Raw genomic sequence first — 26413 nt, forward strand, 5'->3', positions numbered from 1 at the left:
TTTGTTTTCGTCAATAAATTGTATATTTGGAAATAATTGATAACATCCCAGAAGAAAAATGAAATTGCTTTTTTGTATTCCGTTAATGTGCGGTGGTGGTGCAGAACGTGTAATGGCTCTATTATGTAATGGTCTATCTGCTCGTGGCCATGAAGTAGTTTTAGCTACGGATACAAAGCAGGAGAGTTTTTATTCTTTGGATAAAAAAATTAGGCTTGTTTCTTTGTATCCGGATTTGGCACCTGGAGGAAATATTTTTAGAAAAATATATTACAATCTGTTTTTATTATACCCTAAAATACGAACAGTAATCAAAAAAGAGAAGCCGGATGTAATTATATCATTCCTATATATACTTAATCCTAAAGTTATATTAGCCAGTAGATTTTTAAATATCCCGGTAGTATCTTGTGAGCATACCAATTTTATTAATAATCGTACTTGGTTAAAAACGATTCGGCGAGTTTATATCAATAAGTTGGCTGATAAAGTAACCGTATTGACTCAAAGGGATTTTGATTTGCTCAAGGGTAAATTGAATAATATGGAGATAATGCCTAATCCTATTTCTTTCCCGGTTTGTAATGTTTTTAATGTGTTCCGAAAAAAAGTTGTTTTAGCAGTGGGTAATTTAAATGCGTATGAAGGGAAAGGATTTTTGGGCCTGATTAAGGCTTGGAGCTCTATTGCTTCGAAAAATAAGGATTGGACCTTATGTATTGCCGGTAGAGGGGGTGAAAAAAGTATGTATATATTAAGGAACTTGATTGAAGAGTGTAAATTGGAGTCTCAAGTAAAGTTGCTGGGGGAGATAAAGGATATAGAATTGTTATACCGTACATCTACGATATTTGTTTTATCTTCTAAAAATGAAGGATTGCCCATGGTCTTGATGGAAGCCATGTCCCAAGGCTGTGCTTGTGTCAGTTTTGATATATCGACTGGACCGAGAGAGATTATAGATGACGGAGTGGATGGTATATTGGTAAAGGAGAATGATTTTGGAGAATTAATGGAAAAAATTGAGTGGTTGATATCAGATGAAGAAATGTGCAGGAAGCTTGGAGAGAAGGCGATGTTGAGTATGAACAGGTATTCATTACCTGTAATTCTCGATAAATGGGAGTCTTTGTTATCTGGGGTTAGAAACGAAAATTAGTTTTCTCGGGAAAATGAAGAATAGAGAAAAATGTGACATTTATGATTCATAAAATACTTTATAAATGTTTTGAACGTTATAAGAATCCTTCATTGGATTCTTATTACAAGTTTCTTTTAGAATCGGACTTCTGGAGTTTGGAGAAGTTGGAAGAATATCAATTTTTGAAATGCCGGGATTTTTTGAGTTTCGCATACACTTATTCAGATTATTATAGAGACCTATTTGATGAATGTAGGTTTTCTCCGGCATCGATGACTTCATTACAGGATTTAAAGAATATTCCTGTTTTGGAGAAATCGACATTACTTAGATTAAATGGAAAAATACAGTCAAAGTATCCATTTAAAAAATTGTTTTTATCAGAAACTTCGGGGTCTACGGGACAACCAATGAGGTTTTACCGCAATGAGGAGTGGGTATCACAGCACCGCGCATCAATTTTTAGGGGACATTCTTGGTATGGCCTTGAACGATGGGATAGGAATGGCCTTTTTTGGGGATATAATTTAGCCCGAAATAAGAGATGGAAAATACGGATACTTGATTATTTTCAAAATAGTTATCGTTTTTTTTCATATAAAGAAGAAGATTTGCTCCATTTTATTCGACATTTAGGTAAAGCGTCTTATTTGCAAGGGTATTCGTCAATGATATATGAAGTCGCTAAGATGGTGAATCGTGGGGAGATGAAAAAGGATTTCTCTTTGAAGATGGTAAAGGGCACGTCAGAAAAAATTTATGATAGTTATAAATCTGAGGTTAATACAGCTTTCGGACAAAAACTGATAAGTGAATATGGTGCCGCAGAGGCAGGGATAATTGCGTTTGAATGTCCTTGTGGGAGTATGCATATCAATATGGAAAGTGTCATTGTTGAAGAGGAAAATGGTGAGATTATCGTTACGAATTTGTTGTCAAAATCATTTCCTATTATTCGGTATAAATTAGGCGATTCCGTTATATTAGCAGACGCAAAGTATAAATGTCCATGTGGCAGACAACACCCTGTGTTATTAGACGTTGTAGGGCGTGTCGGGTCTATTATTTATGGACGGGAGCATAAATATCCGAGTCTGACATTATATTATGTATTTAAAAATTTACTTTTAAAATTTAATATATGCCTTAATTATCAGGGAGTTCAGTATCAAAAAGGAAGTTTGGAGCTTCGTTTGGAACAGCCTGATACAGGTTATGAACCCGTACTAAGAGATGAGTTGAAAAAGTATTTTGCAGATGATTTGGATATAAAAATTTTGTATTCTCAAAGCATTCACACTTATAAGGGCAAGTTGAGAGATTTTGTATCGAAGGTAAATATAAAAGAATAACTGGGTGGAAGAAATAATCACAATAGTAGTTCCTGTATATAATCGGGAAGTTCTTTTAGAACGAACATTACACTCGATTGTAGAACAAACTTACCGGCCTTTACGCCTTATTTTGGTTGATAATAATTCTAAAGACCGCTCTTTAACTATATGTTATCAGTTTCAAGCAGAGTATAGTAGAGAAGATTTTCGTATCGATGTATTACAAGAGTTGAAGCCTGGGGCCAATGCCGCTCGAAATAGAGGGTTGAGAGAAGTTGTTTCGGATTGGGTAATGTTTTTTGACTCAGACGATGAATTGGTACCAGGAGCTATATCTCGGATTGTACGTACGATTTCGAGATATCCTCAGGCAGAGATAATAGGATTTACAGCAAAGCGGTATTTGCCAAATGGTCGAAAAGCAAATAAACGTCGTTGCTTTACAGCAAAGGTTGAAGACCAGGTGATTTATAGTATGATAAGTACACAGTGTTTTATTGTACGTACAGAGTTGTTGCGTTTGTTAGGGGGATGGAATGAGGATTTAATGGCGTGGCAAGATTGGAATATGGGGATACGTATTTTGATGCAGACACGGAGAATTGTTTGGATAAAGAGACCTGTATTGGTGAAAATACATGAACATGCAAAAAGTATTACAGGGATCAATTTTGTCTCGAATAGTGAGGTACATTTTCATACTATGGAAATAACAGAAAAATATGTTGACGAGTCATCATTGAAAAATAAAAAACGGGTGATTCATTATATTCATTTGAAAATGTTGTATTTGGCAGGAATGTACAAGTATGAAAAAAATAAAGTATTAGCTTTGAATGCTTGGAATATATTTTTGCAGAAAGAGTCTCCCTCATTCTTTAAAAAAGGAATATATTATCTCCTTTACCGTTATATAGGGCTCGGAGGTCCGGGAGGGGGGACACTGTTACGGTGGTTGTTTTAGAATTAAACAGTTTCAAAAGAAACTTTCAGAGCAGACCGGGCAAAATTTAAACAAGCCTTTAGATGATATTCAAATTATCGAGAAGTTTTATATATAATTCGATGCCTTCTCTTATTTCATTTGTTTCTATATATTCATCTGCCGTGTGAGACCTGGACGAATCTCCGGGACCTATTTTTACTGAGGTGAAAGGCATCAGAGCCTGGTCTGATAATGTTGGGGAGCCGAAGGGGATGAGCCCGAGAATTTCTGCTCGAAGGATGAAGGGGTGTTCTTTCCCGATACGGGATGAATTTAATCTGAGCGAACGGGGAACTATTTCACATGGAATATTTTCTTTCAATATAGTGAGAGCATCTTGGTTACTATATAATTCGTTTGTTCTCACGTCGACGACAAAATTACACCGGTCAGGGATTACATTATGTTGAGTTCCTGACTGTATCATGGTCACGCTAAGTTTTACAGGACCTAATATATCCGAGTTTTTAGGAAATTTGAAATCCCGGAATTTTTCGATGATTTTCAACGATTTATAAATTGCATTATCTCCTTCATTACGGGCGGCATGTCCTGATTTCCCATATACAGAACAGTCTAATACCATAAGTCCCTTTTCTGCTATTGCAGGGTTCATTTGAGTCGGTTCTCCGACAACTGCAAAGTGAATAGGTGGCAATTCCGTTAATACAGATTCTATCCCGTTTTTCCCGGAAATTTCTTCTTCTGAAGAAGCGAGGAATATTAAGTTATAAGGTTGTTCTTTCTTTGAAAGATATAAAAATACATGTAATAAAGATACTAAACTTGCTCCGGCATCATTACTGCCTAACCCGTAAATCCGTCCATTTTCTTCTACAGCCGAGAAGGGATTTCGTTTCCATGCTGAGACAGGCTTTACTGTGTCTATATGAGAGTTAAGCAATATGGTAGGTTTATGGATATCATATCCGGGAGCAATGCACCAAATATTATTATTTTTCCGATTGGCATGTAATCCTTTTTCTATAATAAAATTTTCAACTTTATTGGCTGCTTCATTTTCTTCGCGGCTTAAAGACGGTGTTTCTATTAAGGTCTTTAGTAAGTCTATTGCTGAGTAATATAATTCGTCTGTATTCATATGTATATCGTACTTCCGATGCAAAAATAAGGATTATAATGATACGAAAGCTTGCCGATTGTCGAAAATAATGTAGAGAGGTATAGTATAACTTTAGTGTAAATATTTATTTTTGGAATAAAATTGAATAAAGGTGGCGAAAAATTTGTTTAATCGTTATATATGGCTGATCGATACAATTTATCGAAATGGTCGGTTGACAATGAAAGAGATTAATGAAAAGTGGATGAAGACCGACTTTTCTATGGGAGAGCCTTTACCTCTTCGAACTTTTCATAATCATCGGATTGCCATTCAAGAGATGTTCGATATAAATATAGGATGTGACAGAAGCACCTATGAGTATTATATAGAAGATGTTGAATCTCTTTTAGGCGGGAGTGTACGCAATTGGCTTATCAATACCTTCTCTGTAAATAATATATTGAATGAGAGCCATAAATTGCGAAGTCGTATTTTATTTGAAAATATACCGTCGGGGCAAAAGTTTCTTACTCCTGTATTGGACGCCATGCGGGAAAATGTGGTGCTTAAAATGACTTACAAAGGATATGCTCGTAAAGAGCCGCATGTATTTGACGTACAACCATATTTTATAAAAATATTCAGACAGCGATGGTACATGGCCGGATTTTCATTGGAGAAAGAGCAAATACGTATATACGCGTTGGACCGGATTGTGGCATTGGAAGAAACTTCAGATAGATTTGAGTATCCGAAAGATTTTGATGCAGAAGATTATATGTCTGGATGCTTTGGCATCATACGGGATGATGACATACCGATACAGCATATTTTATTAAAAGTTACGGGAGGGCAGGAAAATTATTTTAGAGCTTTACCTCTTCATCATTCACAAGAGGAAGTTGAGACTACCGAAGAGTATGGTATTTTTAGTTATTATCTTGCCCCTACATTTGATTTTTATCAGGAGATTTTGTCTCATGGAGATTTTGTTGAGCTTCTTTCTCCTGAGACGGTAAGAGATGAGATGAAGCAGATTACACAGCAGATGTCTGTATTATATGAGTGAACCGAAAGAAGGTTTTGTTGGTTATAATTATAGCAATATAAAAGATTTTGAGGAGTATAATAGCGGGAGAGAAGAATTATAAAAGAGTTGATAAGGATTTAAAACTTCTTAAAATGGATTTCATGTTGTTTTAATGATTACCTTTGTCCCCGAATTTCATTTAAATTCTATGGTAATAAAAAACTTTTCAAATCTAATCCGTCGCCAGGCTGAGAAGTATGGCAATCGCGAAGTTTTTCGTCACAAGGATTATAAAACGAATCAGTGGGTTTCTACTTCTTGGAATAAATTTGCTCAACAAGTTGATACAATAGCAAAAGCATTGGCAGAACTGGAAGTAAAGGAACAGGAGAATTTGGCTACTTATACACAAAATAAACCAGAGGGTCTAATTATTGATTTTGCAGCTTATGCCAATAGAGCCGTTATTGTGCCATTATATGCAACGAGCTCGTTGTCCCAGATAGAATATATCATAAATGAAGCAGAGATTCGCTTCTTATTTGTTGGAGAACAATTCCAGTATGATAATGCTTATGAGGCGCAGAAAGTGTGTCCCACATTGGAAAAGTTGATTGTTCTTGATTCGGATGTTAAGTTGGCAAAAGATGACAAAACATCTGTTTATTTTTCTGACTTATATAAGTTGGGTGAAGAGTCAAATAAAGCGGCATTGGTAGAGGTTCGTACATGTGCTGCAAAGGATGAGGATTTGGCAAATATTATTTATACTTCAGGTACTACGGGTGTGCCTAAAGGAGTTATGTTGGCTCATTCAAATTACAATGAGGCCATGCGTATACATATAGAGCGTTTGACAATGATTTCAGATAAAGATGTATCTATGTGTTTTCTCCCATTGACACATGTATTTGAGAGAGCTTGGACTTATTTTTGTCTTGAAATGGGAATTCGAATTGCTATAAATTTAAAACCCAATGAAATACAAGATACTATAAAAGAAGTGAACCCGACTATAATGTGTAGTGTGCCACGTTTTTGGGAAAAAGTGTATACTGCTGTTCAAGAAAAAATATCTTCAGCTAAGGGGGTACAATGCGTTTTGATGAACAGGGCTTTGAAGGTAGGACATCGTCGTAACTTAGACTATGCCCGTTTAGGAAAGAAAGCTCCATTTGGACTGGAATTGCAATATCGTCTTTTCGATAAAGTGGTTTTTAGTCGTTTGCGGAAGGCGATAGGTATCCCTAACGGCAACATCTTTCCTACTGCCGGAGCACCTCTTTCAGATACTATCAATGAGTTCCTGCATACGTGTGGGATAAATATTGTCTATGGATATGGCCTTACAGAAACTACTGCGACAGTATCTTGTTTTAATTCGGTAGGATATGAAATTGGCTCTGTTGGAGAGACAATGCCTTCTGTCCAAGTTAGAGTCGGAAAGGACAATGAAATATTGGTAAAAGGAGCTACAGTGATGAAAGGCTATTATAAAAAGCCCGAAGAAACGGCTCAGGTTTTTACAGAAGATGGATGGTTCAGAACGGGAGATGCGGGTCGATTGACTGATAATGGAGCATTGGTCCTGACGGAGCGTATAAAAGACTTGTTTAAAACATCGAATGGAAAGTACATTGCTCCTCAGGCAATCGAAACTAAATTAGGTGAAGATAAATACATCGATCAGGTAGCTGTTATTGGAGACCAGCGTAAATATGTTACGGCAATTATTATTCCGGCATATGAAGCCCTTAAAGAGTATGCTGCACAGAAGCAAATACAATATAGAAATTTGGAGGATTTGGTTAAAAATCAAAATATCCATAAGTTGATACAGGAGCGAATCAATATATTACAACAAAATTTTGCCCGATTTGAGCAAATCAAAAAATTTACGTTGTTGCCTCATGCTTTTAGTATGGAAACTGGAGAGTTGACAAACACATTGAAGATTCGTCGTCCCATTATTAATCAGCTCTATCGTGCTGAAATAGAAGCGATGTACGTATAATATTTTTAAAAATAAAAAGTCCGCAATTTTTACTTTATAAGGTTTGAGCATGATAAAAACCTTGAATGAGGTAAAGGTTGCGGACTGTTTTTTTATTATCTTCGCGACGGATTAAAAAAATAAGAAATAAATAATATTATGATTACTACCGAACAATTAAAGGAGCTTGAAGAACGCAAGTTGGCGTTGAGGAGGTATCTTTGACATCGATGCGAAGTTGATACAAGTGGAAGAAGAGGAGTTGCGCACTCATGTCCCTGATTTTTGGAATGACCAGAAGAAAGCAGAGGCACAGATGCGTAAAGTAAAAGAATTGAAGTTTTGGATTGAGGGATATAATGAAGCTGAGAAGTCGGTGGAGGAGTTGACCTTGGCATTTGATTTCGTCAAGGAAGATGTCATTACCGAAGAAGAGCTTGACCAGATTTATGCAACTACCAAAGAGATTATTGAGAATTTGGAGCTTCGCAATATGCTGCGCAGAGAAGAAGATAAATTAGGTGCAGTACTGAAGATAAATTCTGGAGCTGGAGGTACGGAAAGCCAGGATTGGGCGTCTATGCTGATGCGTATGTATATCCGTTGGGCAGAAGATCATAAATATAAAGTGACGGTAACCAATCTGCTAGAAGGTGATGAGGCAGGAATAAAAAGTGCAACCATACAGATTGAGGGTGATTATGCCTATGGTTATTTGAAGTCAGAGAATGGAGTACATCGTCTGGTACGTGTCTCTCCGTTTAATGCACAAGGTAAGCGGATGACTTCGTTTACATCTGTTTTTGTTGTTCCCTTAGTAGATGATTCTATTGAAATACATGTAAATCCGGCAGATATAACTTGGGATACTTTCCGTTCGGGAGGTGCCGGTGGACAAAATGTAAATAAAGTGGAGACCGGAGTACGGTTACGTTATAATTATAAAGATCCGGATACTGGTGAAACTCGGGAAATATTGATTGAGAATACAGAGACCCGTTCTCAATTAGATAATCGGGAAAATGCTATGCGTTTGTTGAAATCTCAATTGTATGAAATGGAGTTACGCAAGCGTATGGAAGAACAACAGAAGGTTGAGGCCGGAAAGAAAAAAATCGAATGGGGTTCTCAGATCCGAAGTTATGTTTTTGATGATCGCCGGGTAAAAGACCACCGTACCAATTATCAAACGTCAAATGTGCAAGGTGTAATGGATGGAGATATTGATGGTTTCATAAAAGCATATTTGATGGAATTTGGAGGCGAACAGTCTTAATAATGGATATTTGATGGAAAAGTTGACGATAGTAAAAGTCGGAGGAAAGATTGTAGAGGAATCGGAATCTTTGCAGATTCTGCTCAATGATTTTTCCCATATCCAGGGTTATAAATTGCTGGTACATGGTGGTGGCCGGTCGGCAACACGAATCGCCTCCCAGCTGGGCATTGAAAGTAAGATGGTAAACGGCAGGCGTATAACTGATGCAGAAATGCTGAAAGTGGTTACTATGGTGTACGGAGGTTTGGTAAACAAGAATATTGTTGCCGGATTACAAGCCTTGTCTGTTGATGCATTAGGTATGACCGGTGCCGATATGAATATATTACGTTCGGAAAAACGTCCGGTGAAAGATGTAGACTATGGATTTGTGGGAGATGTGAAGGAAGCCGGAGGAGAAGCATTATCTAAACTTATTCGGGCAGGAGTAGTCCCGGTATTGGCTCCGCTTACTCATGACGGTAAAGGAAATCTTCTGAATACGAATGCTGACACTATCGCAGGAGAAGCAGCAAAGGCTTTAGCTCAGTATTTCGATGTTACGTTGATGTATTGTTTCGAGAAAAAAGGTGTATTGAGAGACGAAAATGATGATGACAGCGTAATCCCGGAAATCGATGAGACTTTATTTAAGGAATATGTTGCCGATGGTATTATACAAGGTGGGATGATTCCGAAACTTGAAAATGCTTTTGCTGCTATTAGGGCAGGAGTAAAAGAGGTGATTATTACCCAAGCTACGGAAATTAGTTCTGGAATAGGTACTCGGATACGGTAAATGCATATCATTTTTATATCAGCCCTCAAAAAGGTATTAATTTTTATGCCTTTTTGAGGGCTGGTATATTTTGTTTTATTGGCCTATTTCGTGGATTGCTCCGGTTTGGGGATAGAATGTTACATGGGCAGGAGCTTTTTTGTTGTCGAACAAGCTGGGATCCAATCCATAAACAATACCGAATTGAGCGACTTGAAATGAATTTTTAAATACTGGTTTACCCTTATAAGTTATTTCGACAGCGGCTTTGCCCGGTATGCAGTAGGCTACACCATTTTTGGGCATTTCTTTTATGTTGCCTTTTGCGTCGACGGGGTATTCTCCTTTTTCGGTTATTTTTAAATTCATGTATACAGGTGCTCCACTTAAATTATTTTTATCTACAATTCCGATTAGGTCAGAAATTCTGAAAATAATTTCGTTAGCTGTTTCATCAGTAGGAGTCCATGTAAAATGTTTTACAACTTGCTCTGTCTTGGTTGTCCCCATAAACATAGCCATTAGAGTACTTTCTTGTTCATCGAGTTGTTGCATCATGAGCTTGAGTGCAGCACCATCTGCCGGCTTTTGGTCCGATTCTCCAGTTGACAGGTCTAGACGGCTTTCTCGAATGCGATAGATTTGCTTGGCTGCAACTTCGGCCATTTTGGCTGTGGAACCGGACATAAGCATTTCTTCTGTTAATACAGAAGCGTAATTGTTGTTTTCTAAAGGTGAGGGAGTCTTTGCCGGAGTCAATGTTTTCGCTTTTATGCTTTCTGTAATTGGTTCTGTGTTGATGGACAGTAAAAGTCCATCTTTGTTTAGATACATAAATGGAGCCGAGCCGGATTTGAATTTTACTAAATATTCTTGTCGTTTGTCCGGAATGCCATGGGATGTAACATTGACTTTGTCGAGATTCCAAAATACTTTATCCTCCGTAATTGATACAGGTACTCCTAAGTATTTCTCAGCATATTTATAATATGGTCCGGCTTTTTGAGTTGTTTTGGTAGCCGTTACTTCAATATCGAAAACGGTTTGGGGAAGGGAGTATAGAAGACCATATTCATTATGCTTTCCGGCTGTAAATTTTGTAGTTTCTTGAGCGTAACTACAAACCGAAAATAAAATGCAAAGAGATAATATACTTTTTTTCATAATTGAAATGTTTATTATTCGAAGTAATTTTTTAAGTGTTTATAAGCTTTACCTAAATGATTAATGATATCTCCTGCTGTTATGTACTCCTGACTTTGTTCTTCTGCAGCGATATCTCCTGCCAGCCCATGGATAAAAACTCCTATGACAGCTGCTTCGTGTGGCAAGTATCCTTGAGATAACAGTCCCGAGAGAATTCCGGTCAAGACATCTCCGCTACCGGCAGTAGCCATTCCCGGGTTTCCTGTACTGTTGAAATATACTTTTTCTTTGGGAGTCACTATCGCAGTATTTGCTCCTTTCAGGATGATAATCAGACGATAGCGCTTTGCCATTTCTGTTGCCTTTTTTAGCCTTTCGAGCATGTTGTCATGTTGCCCGAATAAACGGTCAAATTCCCTGATATGTGGAGTCAGTATACTATTTGCCGGAAGCTGTGATAACCAGTTGGGGTGTGTAGCCGCCATATTGATAGCATCTGCATCTAAGACGACGGGGTGTCTCATTTGTCCGAAAAGAGCTTCTATAGCCTTTGCAGTCTCTTCGTTGCGTCCAATACCCGGGCCTATCCCAAAGGTTGTATAATGTTTTTGGATATTTATTTCCGTAATATGGGTCTGGCTGGTATCGGAAAGAAACATGGCTTCCGGAACAGCAGACTGTAAAACAGCATATCCACATTGGGCGGAGTGCACACTGACCAGCCCGGCCCCTATATGTAAGGCCGCTTTAGTTGCCAAAACGGCGGCACCCATCATTCCTTGGCTCCCGGCTATGATAAGGGTGTGTCCGAAGTTGTTTTTATGGGCAAATTTCGGACGCTTTTTTATTAATGGTGCTATTTCATCTGTTTCAAGATAATAAAAATTAGCAGGGGTTGCTTCTATAATTTCTGGATGGATGTCAATATCTATAACTTTCCATTCTCCTACATACTCTGCGTTTTCAGGCAACATGAACGCTAATTTTGGATACTGAAAAGTAAGAGTAAGAGTAGCTCGTATAATATTCCTACTATAATTTTCTGAATTATCTTCTCCAAATAATCCGGAAGGTAAGTCTATGGATACTACTTGAGCTTTAGAAGAGTTTATATATTGTACGACAGAGGCGAAGCCTCCTGTTAAAGAAGTTCTTAGTCCTGAGCCGAATAGTCCGTCGATAACTAATGTCTGCGTATCGAGTCTGGGGGGAAGGAAATCCCCTTTTATAACCTCAGTAAGGTGTATGCCTTCTATATCTTTTAAACGATCTTTATTTTTGGAACAGTCGGGTGACAGTTTTTGGAACGGGTTGAACAAGTAGGTTTCTAATTTGTACCCTTCTTCGATGAGCATACGAGCTACAGCAAGAGCATCACCTCCATTGTTCCCTGGTCCTGCAAAGACAACAATACGTGTGTTACGTTGCCATCGGGACATAATCTCAAAAGTCACAGATGAGGCGGCACGTTCCATCAAGTCTATAGAACTTACAGGCTCATGCTCAATGGTATATTCATCGAGCTTTTTAGTTTCATTTGTAAAGAAAATTTTCATTTTAGGTTGACATTTGAGTGTAAAATCATATTTATTGCAAAAATAAATTATTGCAATGGTAGCAAAAATTAGATGTTTTGTCTAATTTTACGCCCGAAAATCAAACAAATATAACTATTTTTATGAGTAGTACCACAATGAAACATCCAAAAGGATTATACCTTTTGTTTTTTACAGAAATGTGGGAGCGTTTTAGCTACTATGGCATGAGGGCTATGCTGATTTTATATCTTACAAAATCGGCACTTGAAGGTGGACTGGGCTTCGATGTGCGTCAGGCCAGTCTTATATATGGTTTCTTTACTGGCTTTGTATATTTTACGCCATTGATTGGTGGGTGGTTGGCCGATAATTATTTAGGGCAAAGAAAATCGATTACAATAGGAGGATTGACGATGATGCTGGGACAATTTTGCTTAGCAACAAAAGCCGATCCGTTATTTCTTACGATAGGTCTGCTGTTGCTCATTGTGGGAAATGGGTTCTTTAAGCCTAATATTGCAGTTCTTGTAGGAGATTTGTATCCATTGACAGATAGTCGAAAAGATTCGGCGTTTACAATATTTTATATGGGAGTGAATATCGGTGCCCTTATAGCACCATTGGTGACTGGATATCTCGCTGTGACGTATGGTTATCGTTGGGGATTTTTTACTGCCGGAGCAGGAATGTTGTTGGGACAGATATTCTATAATACATTATCGAATCGACTGCTTGGACGGATAGGAAAAAGCCCGGTGATAAGGAAGGATGAAAATGGAAAAGACGAGAAGAAACCTTTGACGAAAGATGAAAAAGACCGTACGATGGTTATATTTATACTGGTTGCTTTCTGTACATTCTTTTGGGCAGGATTTGAACAGGCCGGTAGTTCAATGAGTCTTTATACTGAAAAATTTATAAACAGAGATATTTTAGGATATACGATTCCGACGGAATGGCTGCAATCTGTAAATCCTGTATTTATTATAACATTGGCTCCTGCGTTTTCTGTATTGTGGAATCTTTTGTCTCGCTATCATAAAGAACCGTCTATTCCTGTAAAAATGGGTTGCGGGATGATTCTGCTTGGATTGGGATTTGTACTTATGGTCGGTGCAGCTTTAGAGAGAGAAAACTGTATATCTGCCGATGCTAAGGCAAACCTTCTGTGGCTCATAGGTGCATATTTATTGCATACTATGGGCGAGTTATGTTTATCTCCGATTGGATTATCGATGGTATCTAAGTTATCTCCTGTGCGGTTGGTATCTTTTATGATGGGAGTATGGTTTTTAAGTAGTTTTTTGGCAAATATTGCCGGAGGGGTGATAGCATCTTTTTTCTCACAATTGGGAGCTCTGAGCATTTTTGCTTCTATAGCGGTCGTATCGGTATTGCTCGGGATTATATTATTGTCGATGAGCAGTTGGCTTTCTATTAAGATGCGTGGTGTAAAGTAACTTTTGGATAGGAGAATACTATAAAAGTCTCTACATCTTTTTGCATTATTTCAAAATATTGTACCTTTGCGCATCAAAAATAATCATCACATACTACGCCGATGAACACAATACAAATAAAAGACAAGAAATTTGTCCCTTATATCGATCGGAAGAAGATTCAGGAGGCTATACAGAAAGTTGCTGCGCGCATTAATGAAGATTTAGCGGGACAGAACCCGTTGTTTATATGTGTGTTGAACGGAGCTTTTGTTTTTGCAGCAGACCTTTTCCGGGAAATAACGATTGATAGTGAGATAACTTTTATGAGAATGAAATCTTATTCAGGAACTCAATCGACTGGTCGTGTGAAAGAAATTCAAGGATTGGGAGAGGATATAACCGAGCGTACAGTTGTCGTTGTGGAAGATATTGTTGATACAGGATATACGATACAGCATATAAAGGAACAACTTAGGGCCAGAAATCCCAAAGATATACGGGTTGCTTCTCTTCTGTTCAAGCCTGAAGCATTGAAGTGTGATATTAAGGTAGATTATGTGGCATTAGAGATACCCAATGCGTTTATTGTTGGTTATGGTCTTGATTATGACGAACAGGGACGTAATCTGAAAGATATTTATGTGATATCAGAATAATAAAAATTGTAGAATAGAGATGTTGAACATTGTAATTTTCGGAGCTCCGGGCTCAGGTAAAGGAACACAAAGTGAAAAAATCATTGAGAAATACGGATTATTCCATATCTCAACGGGTGATGTATTACGGGCCGAGATGAAAAATGGCACAGAATTAGGTAAAATTGCCGAAGGATATATCTCCAAAGGCCAATTGGTTCCCGATGATTTGATTGTTGATATGTTGGCGAAAGTCCTTGATATGAATGAGGAAGCTAAACGAGGGGTGATATTTGACGGTTTTCCTCGGACCATTCCACAGGCGGAAGCTTTGAAAAAAATGTTGGCAGAGAGAAATACTGAAGTTTCAGCTGTTATCGGGCTTGAGGTAGAAGAAAAAGAACTTATCGACCGCTTACTGAAACGTGGTCAAGTATCGGGACGTTCGGATGATAACTTGGAGACGATAAAGAGTCGTTTGGATGTATATCATAACCAAACGACACCACTGAAAGATTTTTATATCAAAGAAAAAAAATATAAAAAGATACATGGCATGGGATCAGTAGATTCTATTTTCGATTCTATTGCTAAAGAGATAGACAACTTGTAATTAAAAGGATTGATACGAAAGGGACGGGATAAGACTTGACAAAAGCCTTATCCCGTCCCTTTACTTTTTTATAACAGAGACTATAAATCTGAAATCGGATAAAAATCGTATATTTGCACCCCTAAAGCATTAAATAAAATTTTATGGCGGGCTCAAATTTTGTTGATTATGTAAAGATTCATTGCCGTTCAGGAAAAGGAGGGGCTGGTTCGATGCATTTGCATCGAGAGAAATTTATAACTAAAGGTGGTCCGGACGGAGGAGACGGCGGCCGGGGCGGTCATATAATTTTACGTGCTAACCGGAATTATTGGACATTATTGCATTTAAAGTTTTCGCGTCATATATTTGCCGGACATGGGGGACATGGTGGAGCCAGCAGAAGTTTTGGAAAGGATGGTGAAGACCAGATTATAGAAGTGCCGTGCGGGACTGTTGTGTTTGATGCCGATACCGGAGAATATTTGTGTGAAGTTACCGAAGACGGTCAAGAATTGATTTTATTGAAGGGTGGCCGTGGAGGTTTAGGAAACTGGCATTTCAGGTCTGCTACGAACCAGACACCTCGATATGCTCAGCCGGGAGAACCTGCAGAAGAAAGGTCGGTAATAATGGAATTGAAGTTGTTGGCTGACGTCGGATTAGTTGGATTTCCGAATGCAGGTAAATCTACGTTGCTATCGGTTGTTTCAGCAGCTAAACCTAAAATTGCAGATTATCCGTTTACCACATTGGAACCGAATCTTGGTATTGTTTCTTATCGGGACAATCGGTCATTTGTCATGGCTGATATTCCGGGTATTATTGAAGGTGCCAGTGAAGGTCGAGGACTTGGATTAAGATTTTTGCGTCATATAGAACGGAATGCATTGCTCTTATTTATGGTTCCGGCCGATAGCAATGATATACGCTCGGAGTACGAAATTTTACTGAATGAAATAAAACAATTCAATCCTGAACTGTTAGACAAACAGAGAGTTCTTGCCATCACAAAGTGTGATATGTTGGATGAAGAATTGACCGCAGCTTTGAAAGAAGATTTGCCCGATGTCCCTTGTATATTTATATCTTCAGTGACAGGACAAGGCATTCAGGAGTTGAAAGACTGCTTATGGCAGGAATTGAATAAAGAAGAGAATAAAGTAACGATTATTACACATCGAAATCTGGATGTTAATCATCGTGTCAGGGAGGAAGATGAATTTGAATTGGATGAGGCAGATGAGGGTGATTATGAAGAATACGATTGGGAGGAATGATTTCTATTGAGCAGGAGGGACTGGAGTTATTGCAATTTGAGTCTACGTTTTTAGATAATGATGTTTTTAGTTTCGTTACAACACGAAATCAGGCAAAGATTGATAATCCTTATTCTTCTTTTAATTTAGGGTTATATTCTGGGGGAGATAGAGACGAAGTATTGAGAAATCTTAAGCAATTGGGTAGGGTTATTGGTATATCTTCTGAAAATATTTTCCTCCCTCATCAAGTACATGGAGTAAAGATTGGTGCTGTTGATGAATATTTTATGTCTCTTGATACAGACTCGAAGACGAAAGCGTTAAATGGCATTGATGCTTTGATAACCAATATACCTTTCGTCGTTATTGGGGTAACGACAGCCGACTGTGTACCGGTGTTATTATATGATACAAAAAATAAAGTTATAGCGGCCGTTCATGCGGGATGGAGGGGGACGGTAAGACATATTGTACGACAATGTGTAGAGCGTATGAGCTTGTTGTATAAAACGGGGACAGAAAATATTAAAGCTATGATTGGCCCATCTATTGGTCCCGGGTGTTTTGAAGTTGGGAATGAAGTTATTGACATATTCCGTTCTTCTGGCTACGATTTATCTCAAATCAGTTTTTTTAACCGGGATTCGAATAAGTACCATATTGACTTATGGGAGGCAAACAGATTGGATTTGGCAAATGTAGGTGTTCCCCACTCACAGATAGAGATATCGCAACTTTGTACATATACATTATCCGATAAATTTTATTCGGCCCGTCGGTTATCTGTATCTTCTGGACGTTTTGTAACAGGGATTTATCTGTCGAAGCAGTAAAACCATTTCTGGATAATCACAGTTTGAGTTCGACAACGTTTTTCATTATCTTAATTTTAAGATATCCCCCTCAGAGGGAACATAATCTTTATCTTTATGATTTATTTTATAAAGATTTTTTAATCTCATGCCATACCGTTGAGAGATATCGTGCATAGATTCACCTACTTTTACGGTATGGTGTTTGAATTGTTTGGTTGCCTTTTTGTTTTTCTTTTCGAGAAAAAGAACATTCCCCTCCTCCAAAGGATAGTCTTTGGGCAGTTCGTTATATTTGCATATTTTTCTAACACTGAATCCCATTTCTTTGGCGATAGATTCCGGTGTTTCACCGTCGCGGGCTTCGACATAAAGTAATCCGTAAGCTTTGTATACTGGTCGTAAAATAACGATTTCGGTTTTTTTAGGTTCTTTACGACTGCCTTTACGATCATACTGGTATAGTTCATACAATTCTATCAGTTGTATCAGTTTACTGGCATAGGCTTTGTCTGTTGCATATCCGCATCGTTGTAATCCACGCGCCCAGCCTTTGTAATCTGTGCTTTTTAATTCGAAAAGACAAGCGTAGCGCATGTTTCTGGTCAAGAAAAGAGAATGATCTTCGTATGATTCTTTGGGATGCCTGTATTTGCGGAAACATTCGCCTTTGGCGTCGTCATCATGATATACCTTTTGCCCTTGCCATTTATGGCATTTTATTCCAAAGTGATTGTTTGATTTTCGAGCGAGAGTACCTCTCCCGGCACCTGATTCGAGCAAACCTTGTGCCAAGGTAATGCTGGCTGGTATTTTATATTTACGTTGATGTTCGATAGCCAAATCTTTGTATGTATCTATGTATTGCAAATAAATACGGTTCTTATTTTGAGCTTCAGATATAAAGAATATACTTGAAATCAGAAGCAATAAACAAACAGAAATAAATTTTCGGAACAGCATTTTCTATATGTTTTTATTATAAAAAGAAAGATAGAGACTGATATTTTCTATCGAAACTTTGTTATATTTGTATTCTTACAAAAGCATACTGCTATGAAAGAGTTAAATATCCCTGCAAAGATAACAGTTTGTTCTTATGATGAACTGAGTAATATAGAAAAAAACTTAATAGATCTTGCAAAGAAGGCCAGCAATAAGTCTTATGCGCCATATTCTAAGTTTCAAGTAGGGGCTGCCGCATTATTAGAAAATGGGGAGATAATAACTGGCAATAATCAAGAAAATGCAGCGTATCCTTCGGGCTTATGTGCCGAGCGGGTTACGTTATTTTTTGCAAATGCCAATTTCCCGGATGTCCCTGTAAAGGCTATCGCTTTAGCGGCACAAGCAGGAGGTGATTTTACAGAGTCACAAGTTGCTCCTTGTGGAGCTTGTCGCCAAGTAATTTTGGAGACGGAAAATCGTTTCGATACGCCTATCCGATTGTTGATGTATGGTAAAGAGGGTGTTTATGTTGTAAATTCGATAAAAGATATATTGCCCTTACATTTCGATAAAAGTAGCATGGAAGTTTGATTTTGCATTTTTTTCAAAAATATTTTTTTGTTTGGGATTGCAGAATTAAAAATACGTTCAACAATTTCTAAAAAAGAAAATAGCTCTATAATATTCCGGGATAATCATGTATATTTGTAAGTACTAAAAATTGAAAGGATACCCCGATAAGATGGATAGTTATATTGTTTCTGCTCGGAAATACAGACCGTCAACATTTCGTTCAATCGTTGGTCAGAAGGCTCTGACTCAAACGCTTAAAAATGCTATTGATTCACAGAAGTTAGCGCATGCCTATCTTTTTTGCGGACCTCGAGGTGTTGGGAAGACTACGTGTGCCCGTATTTTTGCCAAAACAATAAATTGCCTGCATCCTACGGAGAATGGAGAAGCTTGTAACGAGTGTGAATCGTGTGTCGCTTTTAACGAACAGCGTTCTTATAATATATTGGAACTTGATGCGGCATCTAACAATTCAGTAGACGATATACGACAGTTGACTGAACAAGTACGAGTAGCACCTCAAATAGGTAAATATAAAGTATTTATTATTGATGAGGTCCATATGCTTTCATCTCAGGCATTTAATGCCTTTCTTAAGACATTGGAAGAACCTCCGCACCATGCTATTTTTATTTTAGCTACTACAGAGAAAAATAAGATATTGCCGACGATCCTTTCTCGCTGTCAAATATATGATTTTCAAAGAATAACAATAGCTGATACGATTGAGCATCTGCAATATGTCGCTTCTCAGGAGGGGATAGAGGCTGAAGTTGAGGGGCTCAATATAATTGCGCAAAAGGCTGATGGGGGGATGCGTGATGCATTGTCGATTTTTGATCAGGTAGTTAGCTCTACTCGTGGTCATATAACATATGCTTCAGTAATAGAGAATTTGAATGTTTTGGATTATGAATATTATTTCAAATTGACAGATTCTTTTTTGCGGCAATCTGTACCTGAAGCCCTTTTAATTTTCGATAAAATATTGCGAAACGGTTTTGAAGCCCAGTATTTTGTAAGTGGATTGAGTACACATTTCAGGAACCTTTTGGTTTGCAAAGATCCATCGACACTATCTTTGCTAGAAGTGGGACCTTCTGTCGCTCAGCGTTATGGGCAGCAAGCAGCTCAATGCAGTAACGATTTTTTGTATAAAGCTATTGATATAAGTAACGGATGTGATTTATCTTATCGTACCAGTAATAACAAAAGGTTATTAGTTGAGTTGATGTTGATAAAACTGTGCCAGTTATTAGCTCCGGCACAAGTTGCACCTTCTGTGACATCACCTTTGCAGAAAGTATCCCCAGCTACCTCTTCAAATCAGCCTTCGGCTCCGTCTCAACCTACCGCTGTGCAGCAAATGCCGCAGCAAAATAAGGTACAGCAACCGATATCATCGGCTGCTGTGTTGCAATCTCAAGCAGTACAGCCACCAAGAGCGACGGTATCCGGTACTTCACAGTTGTCTCAGCCTCCTAAAGCACCGATGCCAAGAATGGTGCCTCCTTCTATATCTATAAAGAAGCCTCAGGTGACGACGGAGACTCAAATTAAGAAAGAAACGGGAACTGTGACGGAAATGAATAATCCGTTTACTGTAGAGGATTTGCAGAGGGCTTGGGTTCGTTTTACGCAAACCATACCGACCGAAACAGTATTGGTAAATACGATGATTAGTTGTAAACCTCAAATGCAATCGGCACTACATTTTGAAGTGGTTGTTGATAATCAGGCACAAGTAAAATTGGTCCAGGAAAAAGGAGTTTATATTCTTCCGTTTCTGAAGCAAGAGTTACAAAATACGCACATTTCAATGTCTGTCCGAGAAAGCGCACGTGCTGAAAAACAGAAAGCTTTTAGTCAGAGAGAGAAATTAAATATGATGGTTCAGAAAAATCCGTATATCCGGCAATTTGCCGATAAGTTCGGTCTTGAATTGACATAAATAAAAGGGGGAGAAAGAAACATCTTACAAATTTTCCTGTTCTGCATTTTCCGGAACGAATTGATAAGCTCCAATATCTGGATTTTCGCCTTTAGGTCGAAGTGTTCCCAGCATATCCGTCCGTAACTGGTCGTTTAGATATTCGGGATTTCCGGCTTTAATGGCGGAGGATTGGTCTGAGCTAAGACGATAATCGAATATATAATCATCGCCTGTTGCGTAGAATTTGGGGTCACCTTCCCAGATACAGTTGAGGAAGTTTTCATCATCGCTTCCTCCCAGAGTGAATAGACAATTATAAAAATGAATATTGAATCCCAACAAATCTGTCGGTTGTATCAGAGTGTAGCTACCCGAAATAATACAGTTTTTGAAAGAGATATTCAATGCTTTGTCTCCTAATGTAGAAGCATATTTATCGAGGGTCAATATCGGAGAATGAATAATATCCAAACGGTAATAATTGACTATGGTACAATGTGTGAATTCTGCTTTGCCTCCGGATATTTTTAAAACGGCGTTTCCTGCATTTGAAAACTGACAATTCCACGCGTTTATTTGACTGTCAGTTGAAGAAAATAAATTTCCGGCTGAATTATGTATGACAGAATTACTAAGTTCCAATTTGAGCTTTGATACGTCTGAAGAGTCTATCACCATGCCGTAAGAAGAACCACGCATAGATACATGATTGAGATGATTATCGTAACTATCTTTATAAAAATGTATGCCACCCCATTGCCCGGCCAAGAAGTCATAAGGCAAGGTTGGAAAGAGGTTGTCTAAGCGGTCGCCTCTGAATATTACAGGTTGGGAAACGGAACCTTCTGCATTTAATCGACCTTTTACTCTTAGTTCGGCTTTATTATGAAAGTGTAATCGTGTACCAGCTTTTAAGGTCAAAGTTACATCTGGGGCGATGATAAGACTATCGTATATTAAATATGGTTTGGTGGAAGAAAATTCAGTATCGACTTTGATAGTATCGCCTCGGAGTAAAATAGCATCTTGCCCATAAGCTTCAAGAATAATCTTTTGGTCTATACCGTTAGTAGTAAAGATGATAGCATCCTCTATTTTCATTGGCGTATCTTGCCCTGTAGGGTCTACATTGGCTTTGACAAATACGGTGAGGCTGTCTTTGCCTAGTATTTCGATATTTTGTAAATCTGGGCCTGGTTGTCCGTCGACATTTATATAAAATCCGGTGTTTCCATTTGTCAATCGGACAGATGATATATTCAAGGCTTTTGAATTATGGTTATAGACTCTGAATGAGTAAGTAGCTGTTCCTTTTTGAGTAAAAATGGTATCGAACTTTACGCTGTCGGTAGAAAATGAGAGACGGTCGTTTGGGTTGGTTGAGAAGTCTTCTTTGAAACAGCTCACAAAAGATAACCCGCACAATATTGCGATAAGGAAAAGTATAATTCGTTTTTCAGTCTTCATGTAGAAATAACGCTTTTTTATGTTGCTTATTGTGGAACAAAGATACGGAAAATGAGAAAATTTGAAAATGAAGTATGAAAACCTCAAAAGTTAATGTACTTTTGCCAAAGTAGCAATTTTATTGGGTTATGAAATATTATCTGATTGCCGGTGAAGCGTCCGGAGATTTACATGCAGCAGCATTGATGAAAGCTTTGAAGAATGAAGATAAAGACGCTGTTTTTCGATTTTTTGGAGGAGACCTCATGCTTGCAGAAGGCGGTACGCTTGTGAAGCATTATCGGGAAATGGCTTATATGGGCTTTATTCCGGTGATATTGAATTTTGATAAAGTATTGGCAAATATCCGTTTGTGTTGTAATGATATTACTCAGTGGAAACCGGATGTTGTTATTCTTGTAGATTATCCCGGGTTTAATCTTAAAATTGCAAAATTTGTAAAAATTCATCAGATTTCGCCTGTTTATTATTATATATCTCCGAAAATCTGGGCGTGGAAGGAATATCGTATCAAGAGTATTCGGAAATATGTTGACCGAATGTTTTCTATATTGCCCTTTGAGGTTCCTTTTTATCAAAAACATAATTACCACATCGATTATGTAGGGAATCCGACGGTCGACGAATTGTCTGAGCGCCCGTATCAAAATGAAACTTTTGAACAGTTTGTTGAGGAAAGCAGGCTTGGAAATAAGCCGATAATAGCATTATTGGCGGGTAGTCGGGTTGCTGAAATAAAAGATAATTTACCGATAATGATAGAGTCTGCATCAGCTTTTCGCGATTATCAATTGGTTGTTGCAGGAGCTCCTGGTGTAGAACCTGATTTTTATAATCAATTTATCAAAGGCGAAGGCGTGGCTGTTGTATTTGGGAAAACATATCGTTTGTTACAACAATCCAGAGCTGCATTGGTCACGTCTGGTACTGCAACTCTCGAGACGGCACTGATAGGAGTTCCTCAGGTTGTTTGTTATAAGATGAAAGGAGGTAAATTGGCCTATCAAATTTTTAAACGTATCTTGCATATTCGTTTTGTTTCACTGGTAAATCTTATTGCAGATAGGGAAATCGTGAAAGAATTGTTGGTACATTTGTTTACAGTAGAGAACACTCGCAGAGAATTGAGAGTTTTATTAAATGATACGCCTGAAAGACGACAGATGATTTCTGGATATAAGGAAATGGCCGATAAATTGGGTGCTCCGGATGCCCCGCAGAAAGCGGCATATCTGATTGTGGAATCTTTATCGAAAATCAGTCGGTCATAGATCGTGTATATTCGATTATAGGAATGATTTCTTCAAATGAGTGCACTGTATATTTTTCGTTATCAATTTCAATAGAAATGTTATCCTTTTGATTTGCCGATATATGAATATTTGTACAAGTATTTTTGTCGGAAACCGGCATGAAACCATTTTTTTGCAGGAGATTTTTCAACCAATGTGACAGTTCTCCCTTAGCGTCGACTCTGACGGGAGTCTGATGATGATAGATTTGGGGCCGGAAGCTTCCATTTTCTTTATTAAAAAAAATGTTTGGTCGAGAAAATAATCTATCCATTTCTCCAGATAAAACGATATCTTCTGTAAAACCACTCTGTAGACCTTTATCTCTTGATAATAGCCAGAGACGGTCAGATAACAATAGTGCTAAATCAGTATCATGAGTGGACAATAAAATAGCCTTATTTTCATCATGAGCTAATTGGTGAAGTAACAACATGATATCTATTCGGCTGGGTATGTCTAAAAAGGCTGTGGGTTCATCCAGTAATACGATAGGGCATTCTTGGGCAAGAGCCTTGGCTATCATTACTTTTTGCCGTTCACCGTCAGATAATTGGGAGACATAGTGACTGGCTTTATCGATAATGCCTGTTATCGATAGGGCTTTTTCGATAATCTCTTTGTCTTTCTTGTTTAGTTTCCCAAAAAAACCGGTATAAGGATGTCGCCCTAAAGATACGAGTTCAGCTACAGTTAGGCCTCCTGCATAGATTTTGTCTGTTAAGACAACTCCGATTAGACGGGATATTTCATATTCTTTATAATCTTTGAGAGCTTTCCCGAGCAGATAGATATTTCCGGTGAGAGGAGCTTGCATGGTACTTAAGGTTCGTAATAGGGTCGATTTTCCTGCACCATTAGGACCTAATAGACAAGTTAACTCCCCTTTGAATAAAGAAAAGTTTAAAAGGGAATGTATTGTTTTTATGTCAGCCTGATTCTGCCGGTATCCTATACTTATGTTTTCGGCTATGAATATAGATTCTTTTTTCATCAATGAAAGTATTGTATTTTCTTTTGGTTGATGATTACGTAAATAATGACTGGAGCCCCCAGAATGGGAGTGATTGCATTTAAGGGCAATAGCCCGTTTTCTCCCGGTAATATACATATGAGATTACAAAGCAGGGCAACAACAGCACCCATAAGTAAAGTAACCGGGAGCAGTATAGTATGATTGGAAGAGCCTAATAACAGCCGTGATATATGAGGAACAGCTAACCCGATGAAAGAGATGGGGCCGCAAAATGCTGTGGCAGTCGCTGTTAATAGACCGGTAGCAAATAACAATATCCAGCGGATACGCCCGATAGAAATACCCAGATTGGCAGCATAGCGCTCTCCTAACAAAAGTGCATTTAGAGGTTTTACTAAAAGAATAGAGATGAAAAGGCCGATTATAATCATAAGACTGAAAAAAGGTAGCTGCTCTCGTGATACACCGGAGAAATCACCCATTCCCCATAAAGTATATGAAAAAACGCCTTCGGCAGTAGCAAAAAAATTGATAAGAGATATGGCAGATGAGGTTATATAACCGACCATAATCCCTATGATGAGTAGCATCAAGTTACTTTTTACCAAGGTAGAGAAGAATAAGATAGTCCCCAAAATGAGTGCAGAACCCACGAATGCCCCTGTAATGATAGCCAAGCTGCCCGACAAGGAAAATAATCCGGCTTTACCTATGGAGCTTCCAAAAACCAGCATAACCAATGCAACACCTAAACTCGCTCCCGTATTGATACCTAAAATAGATGGTCCGGCGAGAGGATTGTTGAATGCAGTTTGGAGCAGGAGCCCTGATACGGATAAGGCTGCCCCGCAAAGTAAAGCGGTAAAGGCTTGGGGAAGCCTTGATTGCAGGATGATGAAAGACCAACTGCTTTTTTCCGTTTCATTACCCAGAAGGATGTTCCATACAGAACGTATGGGGATGGATACAGAACCAAATATAAGATTACATATAAATAGGATTATAATAATCAACAACAGGCAAGTCACATATATTTGTCCCGAATCTGTAGTGAATATTTTATTTTTCATTCATTCAATTTTTTAAAGTATTTGAGTGACGTATCGGATAAATGTCCGGGATGAAATATGTTTATCATATCTTTTAAAATGTAATCAGGGTGTAATGGCAAATCGTCATAATACGATGATTTTAGTGTATTACAGCCGTATATTTTTTTATTTTTGAATGCATCAAATTGATTGTAAGGTTTGTAATCTTTTTCGAGACTTTGATAAGTCAGGTCTTTTTCATTATTATATTTGATAAGCCAGATATCAGCTTGGTGGGCTTTCTCAAATACTGTTTCGAAAGAGAGAGCGATAGAGCCTGTGTGAGAATCGTTTTTCCATATATAATCGGCTCCCGCGTCTTTTAGCAAACAGGCCATGTAACTATTGCCTCCTGGTTGATACCAGACAGAGCTCAATTTTGTTTCGGTGAAAACAGAAGGTTTATGTACTTTTTGTGGAAGATTATTACATAATTCGTTGTATCGGGTCATTGTTTGGCTGAACAAAGAATCTGCTTTGCCTTCCTGTCCGAAAAATAACCCCAGTAATCTAATCCATTCGGTCCGGCCTAAAGGATGATTTTCCATATAGTCACTACATTCAATGATAGGTATTCCGCATTTTTCAACTCTTCCATAGCCTGTATTTTCCATAGGAGAAACAAGAATAGCCTCGGGATTTAGTTCTATTATTTTTTCTACATCGGGAGAATAAGACTCTCCAAGGTCTTTGATTTTTCCAGAAGAAAGACCTTTTTTGATAAATGGCAATGTGATGTACCGGGAGTCACAAATCCCGGTTATGGTTTGTCTTGCATCTATGGCTTCAAGCATACTGCAATGGGCCGATGAATATACCGCGACATTTTTGAGAGGGATTCGGACAACAGTTCCCAAAGGGATATTGGATGGAAGTTGGGTATCACGGGGTACGAGAATGTATGTGTGTAAAATTCGAGTAGTATCCCACGGATTGAGAATTTGCACTTCAGTATAATCGGGAAATTTTTTTATAGAGAATCCTTGGGCATATGTTGTTCTATAGACTTCTGTTGATTTATTATTTTCTTGTTTATTATTTGGAGAACAGCTTAATATGAGGTAAAAAGATAATAATAAAAGAAATTTTTCCATATTATCAATATTTGAACGGTTGTTAAA

General features: G+C 38.1%; 23 protein-coding genes. 15 read left to right on the plus strand and 8 right to left on the minus strand.

Going from position 1 to position 26413, the window contains the following annotated elements; genetic code table 11:
• The first annotated feature begins 58 nt into the window (after nt 1–58).
• The 3 genes from Cop2CBH44_RS13190 to Cop2CBH44_RS13200 are packed head-to-tail and all read left to right on the plus strand — an operon-like array spanning nt 59 to nt 3439.
• A complete protein-coding gene (locus tag Cop2CBH44_RS13190) occupies nt 59–1159 on the plus strand; it encodes a glycosyltransferase family 4 protein (RefSeq protein ID WP_021929603.1) in 1101 nt (366 codons plus the stop codon).
• A gap of 41 nt (nt 1160–1200) precedes the next feature.
• Nucleotides 1201–2493 carry a phenylacetate--CoA ligase family protein gene (locus tag Cop2CBH44_RS13195; RefSeq protein WP_200754981.1) on the plus strand — a complete coding sequence of 431 codons (1293 nt, stop codon included), beginning with the start codon at nt 1201–1203 and terminating at the stop codon, nt 2491–2493.
• Nucleotides 2494–2497: 4 nt separating this feature from the next.
• Nucleotides 2498–3439, plus strand: a complete 942-nt coding sequence (locus Cop2CBH44_RS13200; RefSeq protein ID WP_200754982.1) for a glycosyltransferase family A protein — start codon at nt 2498–2500, stop codon at nt 3437–3439.
• Between the two features lie 58 nt (nt 3440–3497).
• Here Cop2CBH44_RS13200 and Cop2CBH44_RS13205 read toward each other — a convergent pair whose 3' ends face one another.
• The gene (locus Cop2CBH44_RS13205) at nt 3498–4562 is read right to left on the minus strand and encodes a M20 family metallo-hydrolase (RefSeq protein WP_021929600.1); all 1065 of its coding nucleotides are present in this window, start codon (nt 4560–4562) and stop codon (nt 3498–3500) included.
• Between the two features lie 133 nt (nt 4563–4695).
• Here Cop2CBH44_RS13205 and Cop2CBH44_RS13210 point away from each other — a divergent pair, with 133 nt between their 5' ends.
• The 4 genes from Cop2CBH44_RS13210 to argB all read left to right on the plus strand — a co-directional run bounded on the left by Cop2CBH44_RS13210 (nt 4696) and on the right by argB (nt 9606).
• The gene (locus Cop2CBH44_RS13210) at nt 4696–5595 is read left to right on the plus strand and encodes a helix-turn-helix transcriptional regulator (protein ID WP_021929599.1); all 900 of its coding nucleotides are present in this window, start codon (nt 4696–4698) and stop codon (nt 5593–5595) included.
• A 169-nt stretch (nt 5596–5764) separates the two neighbouring features.
• Nucleotides 5765–7570 carry an AMP-dependent synthetase/ligase gene (locus Cop2CBH44_RS13215; RefSeq protein ID WP_021929598.1) on the plus strand — a complete coding sequence of 602 codons (1806 nt, stop codon included), beginning with the start codon at nt 5765–5767 and terminating at the stop codon, nt 7568–7570.
• Nucleotides 7571–7708: 138 nt separating this feature from the next.
• A protein-coding gene (gene prfB / locus Cop2CBH44_RS13220; RefSeq protein WP_154668473.1) for a peptide chain release factor 2 occupies nt 7709–8825 on the plus strand; the annotation gives its coding sequence in 2 pieces (ribosomal slippage) (nt 7709–7771 and nt 7773–8825; 1116 coding nt in all).
• A 13-nt stretch (nt 8826–8838) separates the two neighbouring features.
• On the plus strand, nt 8839–9606 hold the full coding sequence (gene argB / locus Cop2CBH44_RS13225) for an acetylglutamate kinase (protein ID WP_021929596.1): 768 nt from the start codon (nt 8839–8841) through the stop codon (nt 9604–9606).
• Nucleotides 9607–9681: 75 nt separating this feature from the next.
• Here argB and Cop2CBH44_RS13230 read toward each other — a convergent pair whose 3' ends face one another.
• Together Cop2CBH44_RS13230 and Cop2CBH44_RS13235 are read right to left on the minus strand one after the other, a co-directional pair.
• Nucleotides 9682–10749: a DUF4831 family protein gene (locus tag Cop2CBH44_RS13230; protein ID WP_200754983.1), complete on the minus strand. Its 1068-nt coding sequence runs from the start codon at nt 10747–10749 to the stop codon at nt 9682–9684.
• Nucleotides 10750–10763: 14 nt separating this feature from the next.
• On the minus strand, nt 10764–12287 hold the full coding sequence (locus tag Cop2CBH44_RS13235; RefSeq protein WP_200754984.1) for an NAD(P)H-hydrate dehydratase: 1524 nt from the start codon (nt 12285–12287) through the stop codon (nt 10764–10766).
• A gap of 122 nt (nt 12288–12409) precedes the next feature.
• On the opposite strand from Cop2CBH44_RS13235, the gene Cop2CBH44_RS13240 reads away from it, so the two are divergent.
• From Cop2CBH44_RS13240 to pgeF, 5 genes are all read left to right on the plus strand, one after another.
• Nucleotides 12410–13729 carry a peptide MFS transporter gene (locus Cop2CBH44_RS13240; protein WP_021929593.1) on the plus strand — a complete coding sequence of 440 codons (1320 nt, stop codon included), beginning with the start codon at nt 12410–12412 and terminating at the stop codon, nt 13727–13729.
• Nucleotides 13730–13830: 101 nt separating this feature from the next.
• Nucleotides 13831–14367: a hypoxanthine phosphoribosyltransferase gene (gene hpt / locus Cop2CBH44_RS13245; protein ID WP_200754985.1), complete on the plus strand. Its 537-nt coding sequence runs from the start codon at nt 13831–13833 to the stop codon at nt 14365–14367.
• Nucleotides 14368–14386: 19 nt separating this feature from the next.
• Nucleotides 14387–14959 carry an adenylate kinase gene (locus Cop2CBH44_RS13250; protein WP_021929591.1) on the plus strand — a complete coding sequence of 191 codons (573 nt, stop codon included), beginning with the start codon at nt 14387–14389 and terminating at the stop codon, nt 14957–14959.
• A 143-nt stretch (nt 14960–15102) separates the two neighbouring features.
• Nucleotides 15103–16218, plus strand: a complete 1116-nt coding sequence (gene obgE / locus Cop2CBH44_RS13255; RefSeq protein WP_200754986.1) for a GTPase ObgE — start codon at nt 15103–15105, stop codon at nt 16216–16218.
• Nucleotides 16215–17033 carry a peptidoglycan editing factor PgeF gene (gene pgeF / locus Cop2CBH44_RS13260; protein WP_021929589.1) on the plus strand — a complete coding sequence of 273 codons (819 nt, stop codon included), beginning with the start codon at nt 16215–16217 and terminating at the stop codon, nt 17031–17033. Before obgE ends, pgeF begins: the two co-directional genes overlap by 4 nt.
• Nucleotides 17034–17078: 45 nt before the next feature.
• On the opposite strand, the gene Cop2CBH44_RS13265 is transcribed toward pgeF, so the two are convergent.
• On the minus strand, nt 17079–17975 hold the full coding sequence (locus tag Cop2CBH44_RS13265) for a glucosaminidase domain-containing protein (protein WP_021929588.1): 897 nt from the start codon (nt 17973–17975) through the stop codon (nt 17079–17081).
• Nucleotides 17976–18068: 93 nt separating this feature from the next.
• On the opposite strand from Cop2CBH44_RS13265, the gene cdd reads away from it, so the two are divergent.
• Nucleotides 18069–18551 (plus strand): cytidine deaminase, encoded by a 483-nt coding sequence (gene cdd, locus Cop2CBH44_RS13270; protein ID WP_021929587.1) that lies wholly within the window; start codon nt 18069–18071, stop codon nt 18549–18551.
• Between the two features lie 151 nt (nt 18552–18702).
• Nucleotides 18703–20484: a DNA polymerase III subunit gamma/tau gene (locus tag Cop2CBH44_RS13275; protein WP_200754987.1), complete on the plus strand. Its 1782-nt coding sequence runs from the start codon at nt 18703–18705 to the stop codon at nt 20482–20484.
• A gap of 24 nt (nt 20485–20508) precedes the next feature.
• Here Cop2CBH44_RS13275 and Cop2CBH44_RS13280 read toward each other — a convergent pair whose 3' ends face one another.
• On the minus strand, nt 20509–21933 hold the full coding sequence (locus Cop2CBH44_RS13280; protein ID WP_021929585.1) for a choice-of-anchor Q domain-containing protein: 1425 nt from the start codon (nt 21931–21933) through the stop codon (nt 20509–20511).
• 128 nt (nt 21934–22061) lie between these two features.
• Between Cop2CBH44_RS13280 and lpxB the strand changes: the two genes are divergently transcribed.
• Nucleotides 22062–23204 carry a lipid-A-disaccharide synthase gene (lpxB, locus tag Cop2CBH44_RS13285; RefSeq protein WP_021929584.1) on the plus strand — a complete coding sequence of 381 codons (1143 nt, stop codon included), beginning with the start codon at nt 22062–22064 and terminating at the stop codon, nt 23202–23204.
• On the opposite strand, the gene Cop2CBH44_RS13290 is transcribed toward lpxB, so the two are convergent.
• The 3 genes from Cop2CBH44_RS13290 to Cop2CBH44_RS13300 are packed head-to-tail and all read right to left on the minus strand — an operon-like array spanning nt 23191 to nt 26386.
• A complete protein-coding gene (locus tag Cop2CBH44_RS13290) occupies nt 23191–24219 on the minus strand; it encodes an ABC transporter ATP-binding protein (protein ID WP_021929583.1) in 1029 nt (342 codons plus the stop codon). The two genes, lpxB and Cop2CBH44_RS13290, sit on opposite strands and share 14 nt — an antisense overlap.
• The gene (locus Cop2CBH44_RS13295; protein ID WP_021929582.1) at nt 24219–25271 is read right to left on the minus strand and encodes an iron ABC transporter permease; all 1053 of its coding nucleotides are present in this window, start codon (nt 25269–25271) and stop codon (nt 24219–24221) included. Before Cop2CBH44_RS13295 ends, Cop2CBH44_RS13290 begins: the two co-directional genes overlap by 1 nt.
• Nucleotides 25268–26386: an ABC transporter substrate-binding protein gene (locus tag Cop2CBH44_RS13300; protein WP_200754988.1), complete on the minus strand. Its 1119-nt coding sequence runs from the start codon at nt 26384–26386 to the stop codon at nt 25268–25270. Before Cop2CBH44_RS13300 ends, Cop2CBH44_RS13295 begins: the two co-directional genes overlap by 4 nt.
• Between the last annotated feature and the right edge of the window lie 27 nt (nt 26387–26413).

This window comes from Coprobacter secundus subsp. similis (genome assembly GCF_015097275.1).
GTDB lineage: Bacteria > Bacteroidota > Bacteroidia > Bacteroidales > Coprobacteraceae > Coprobacter > Coprobacter secundus.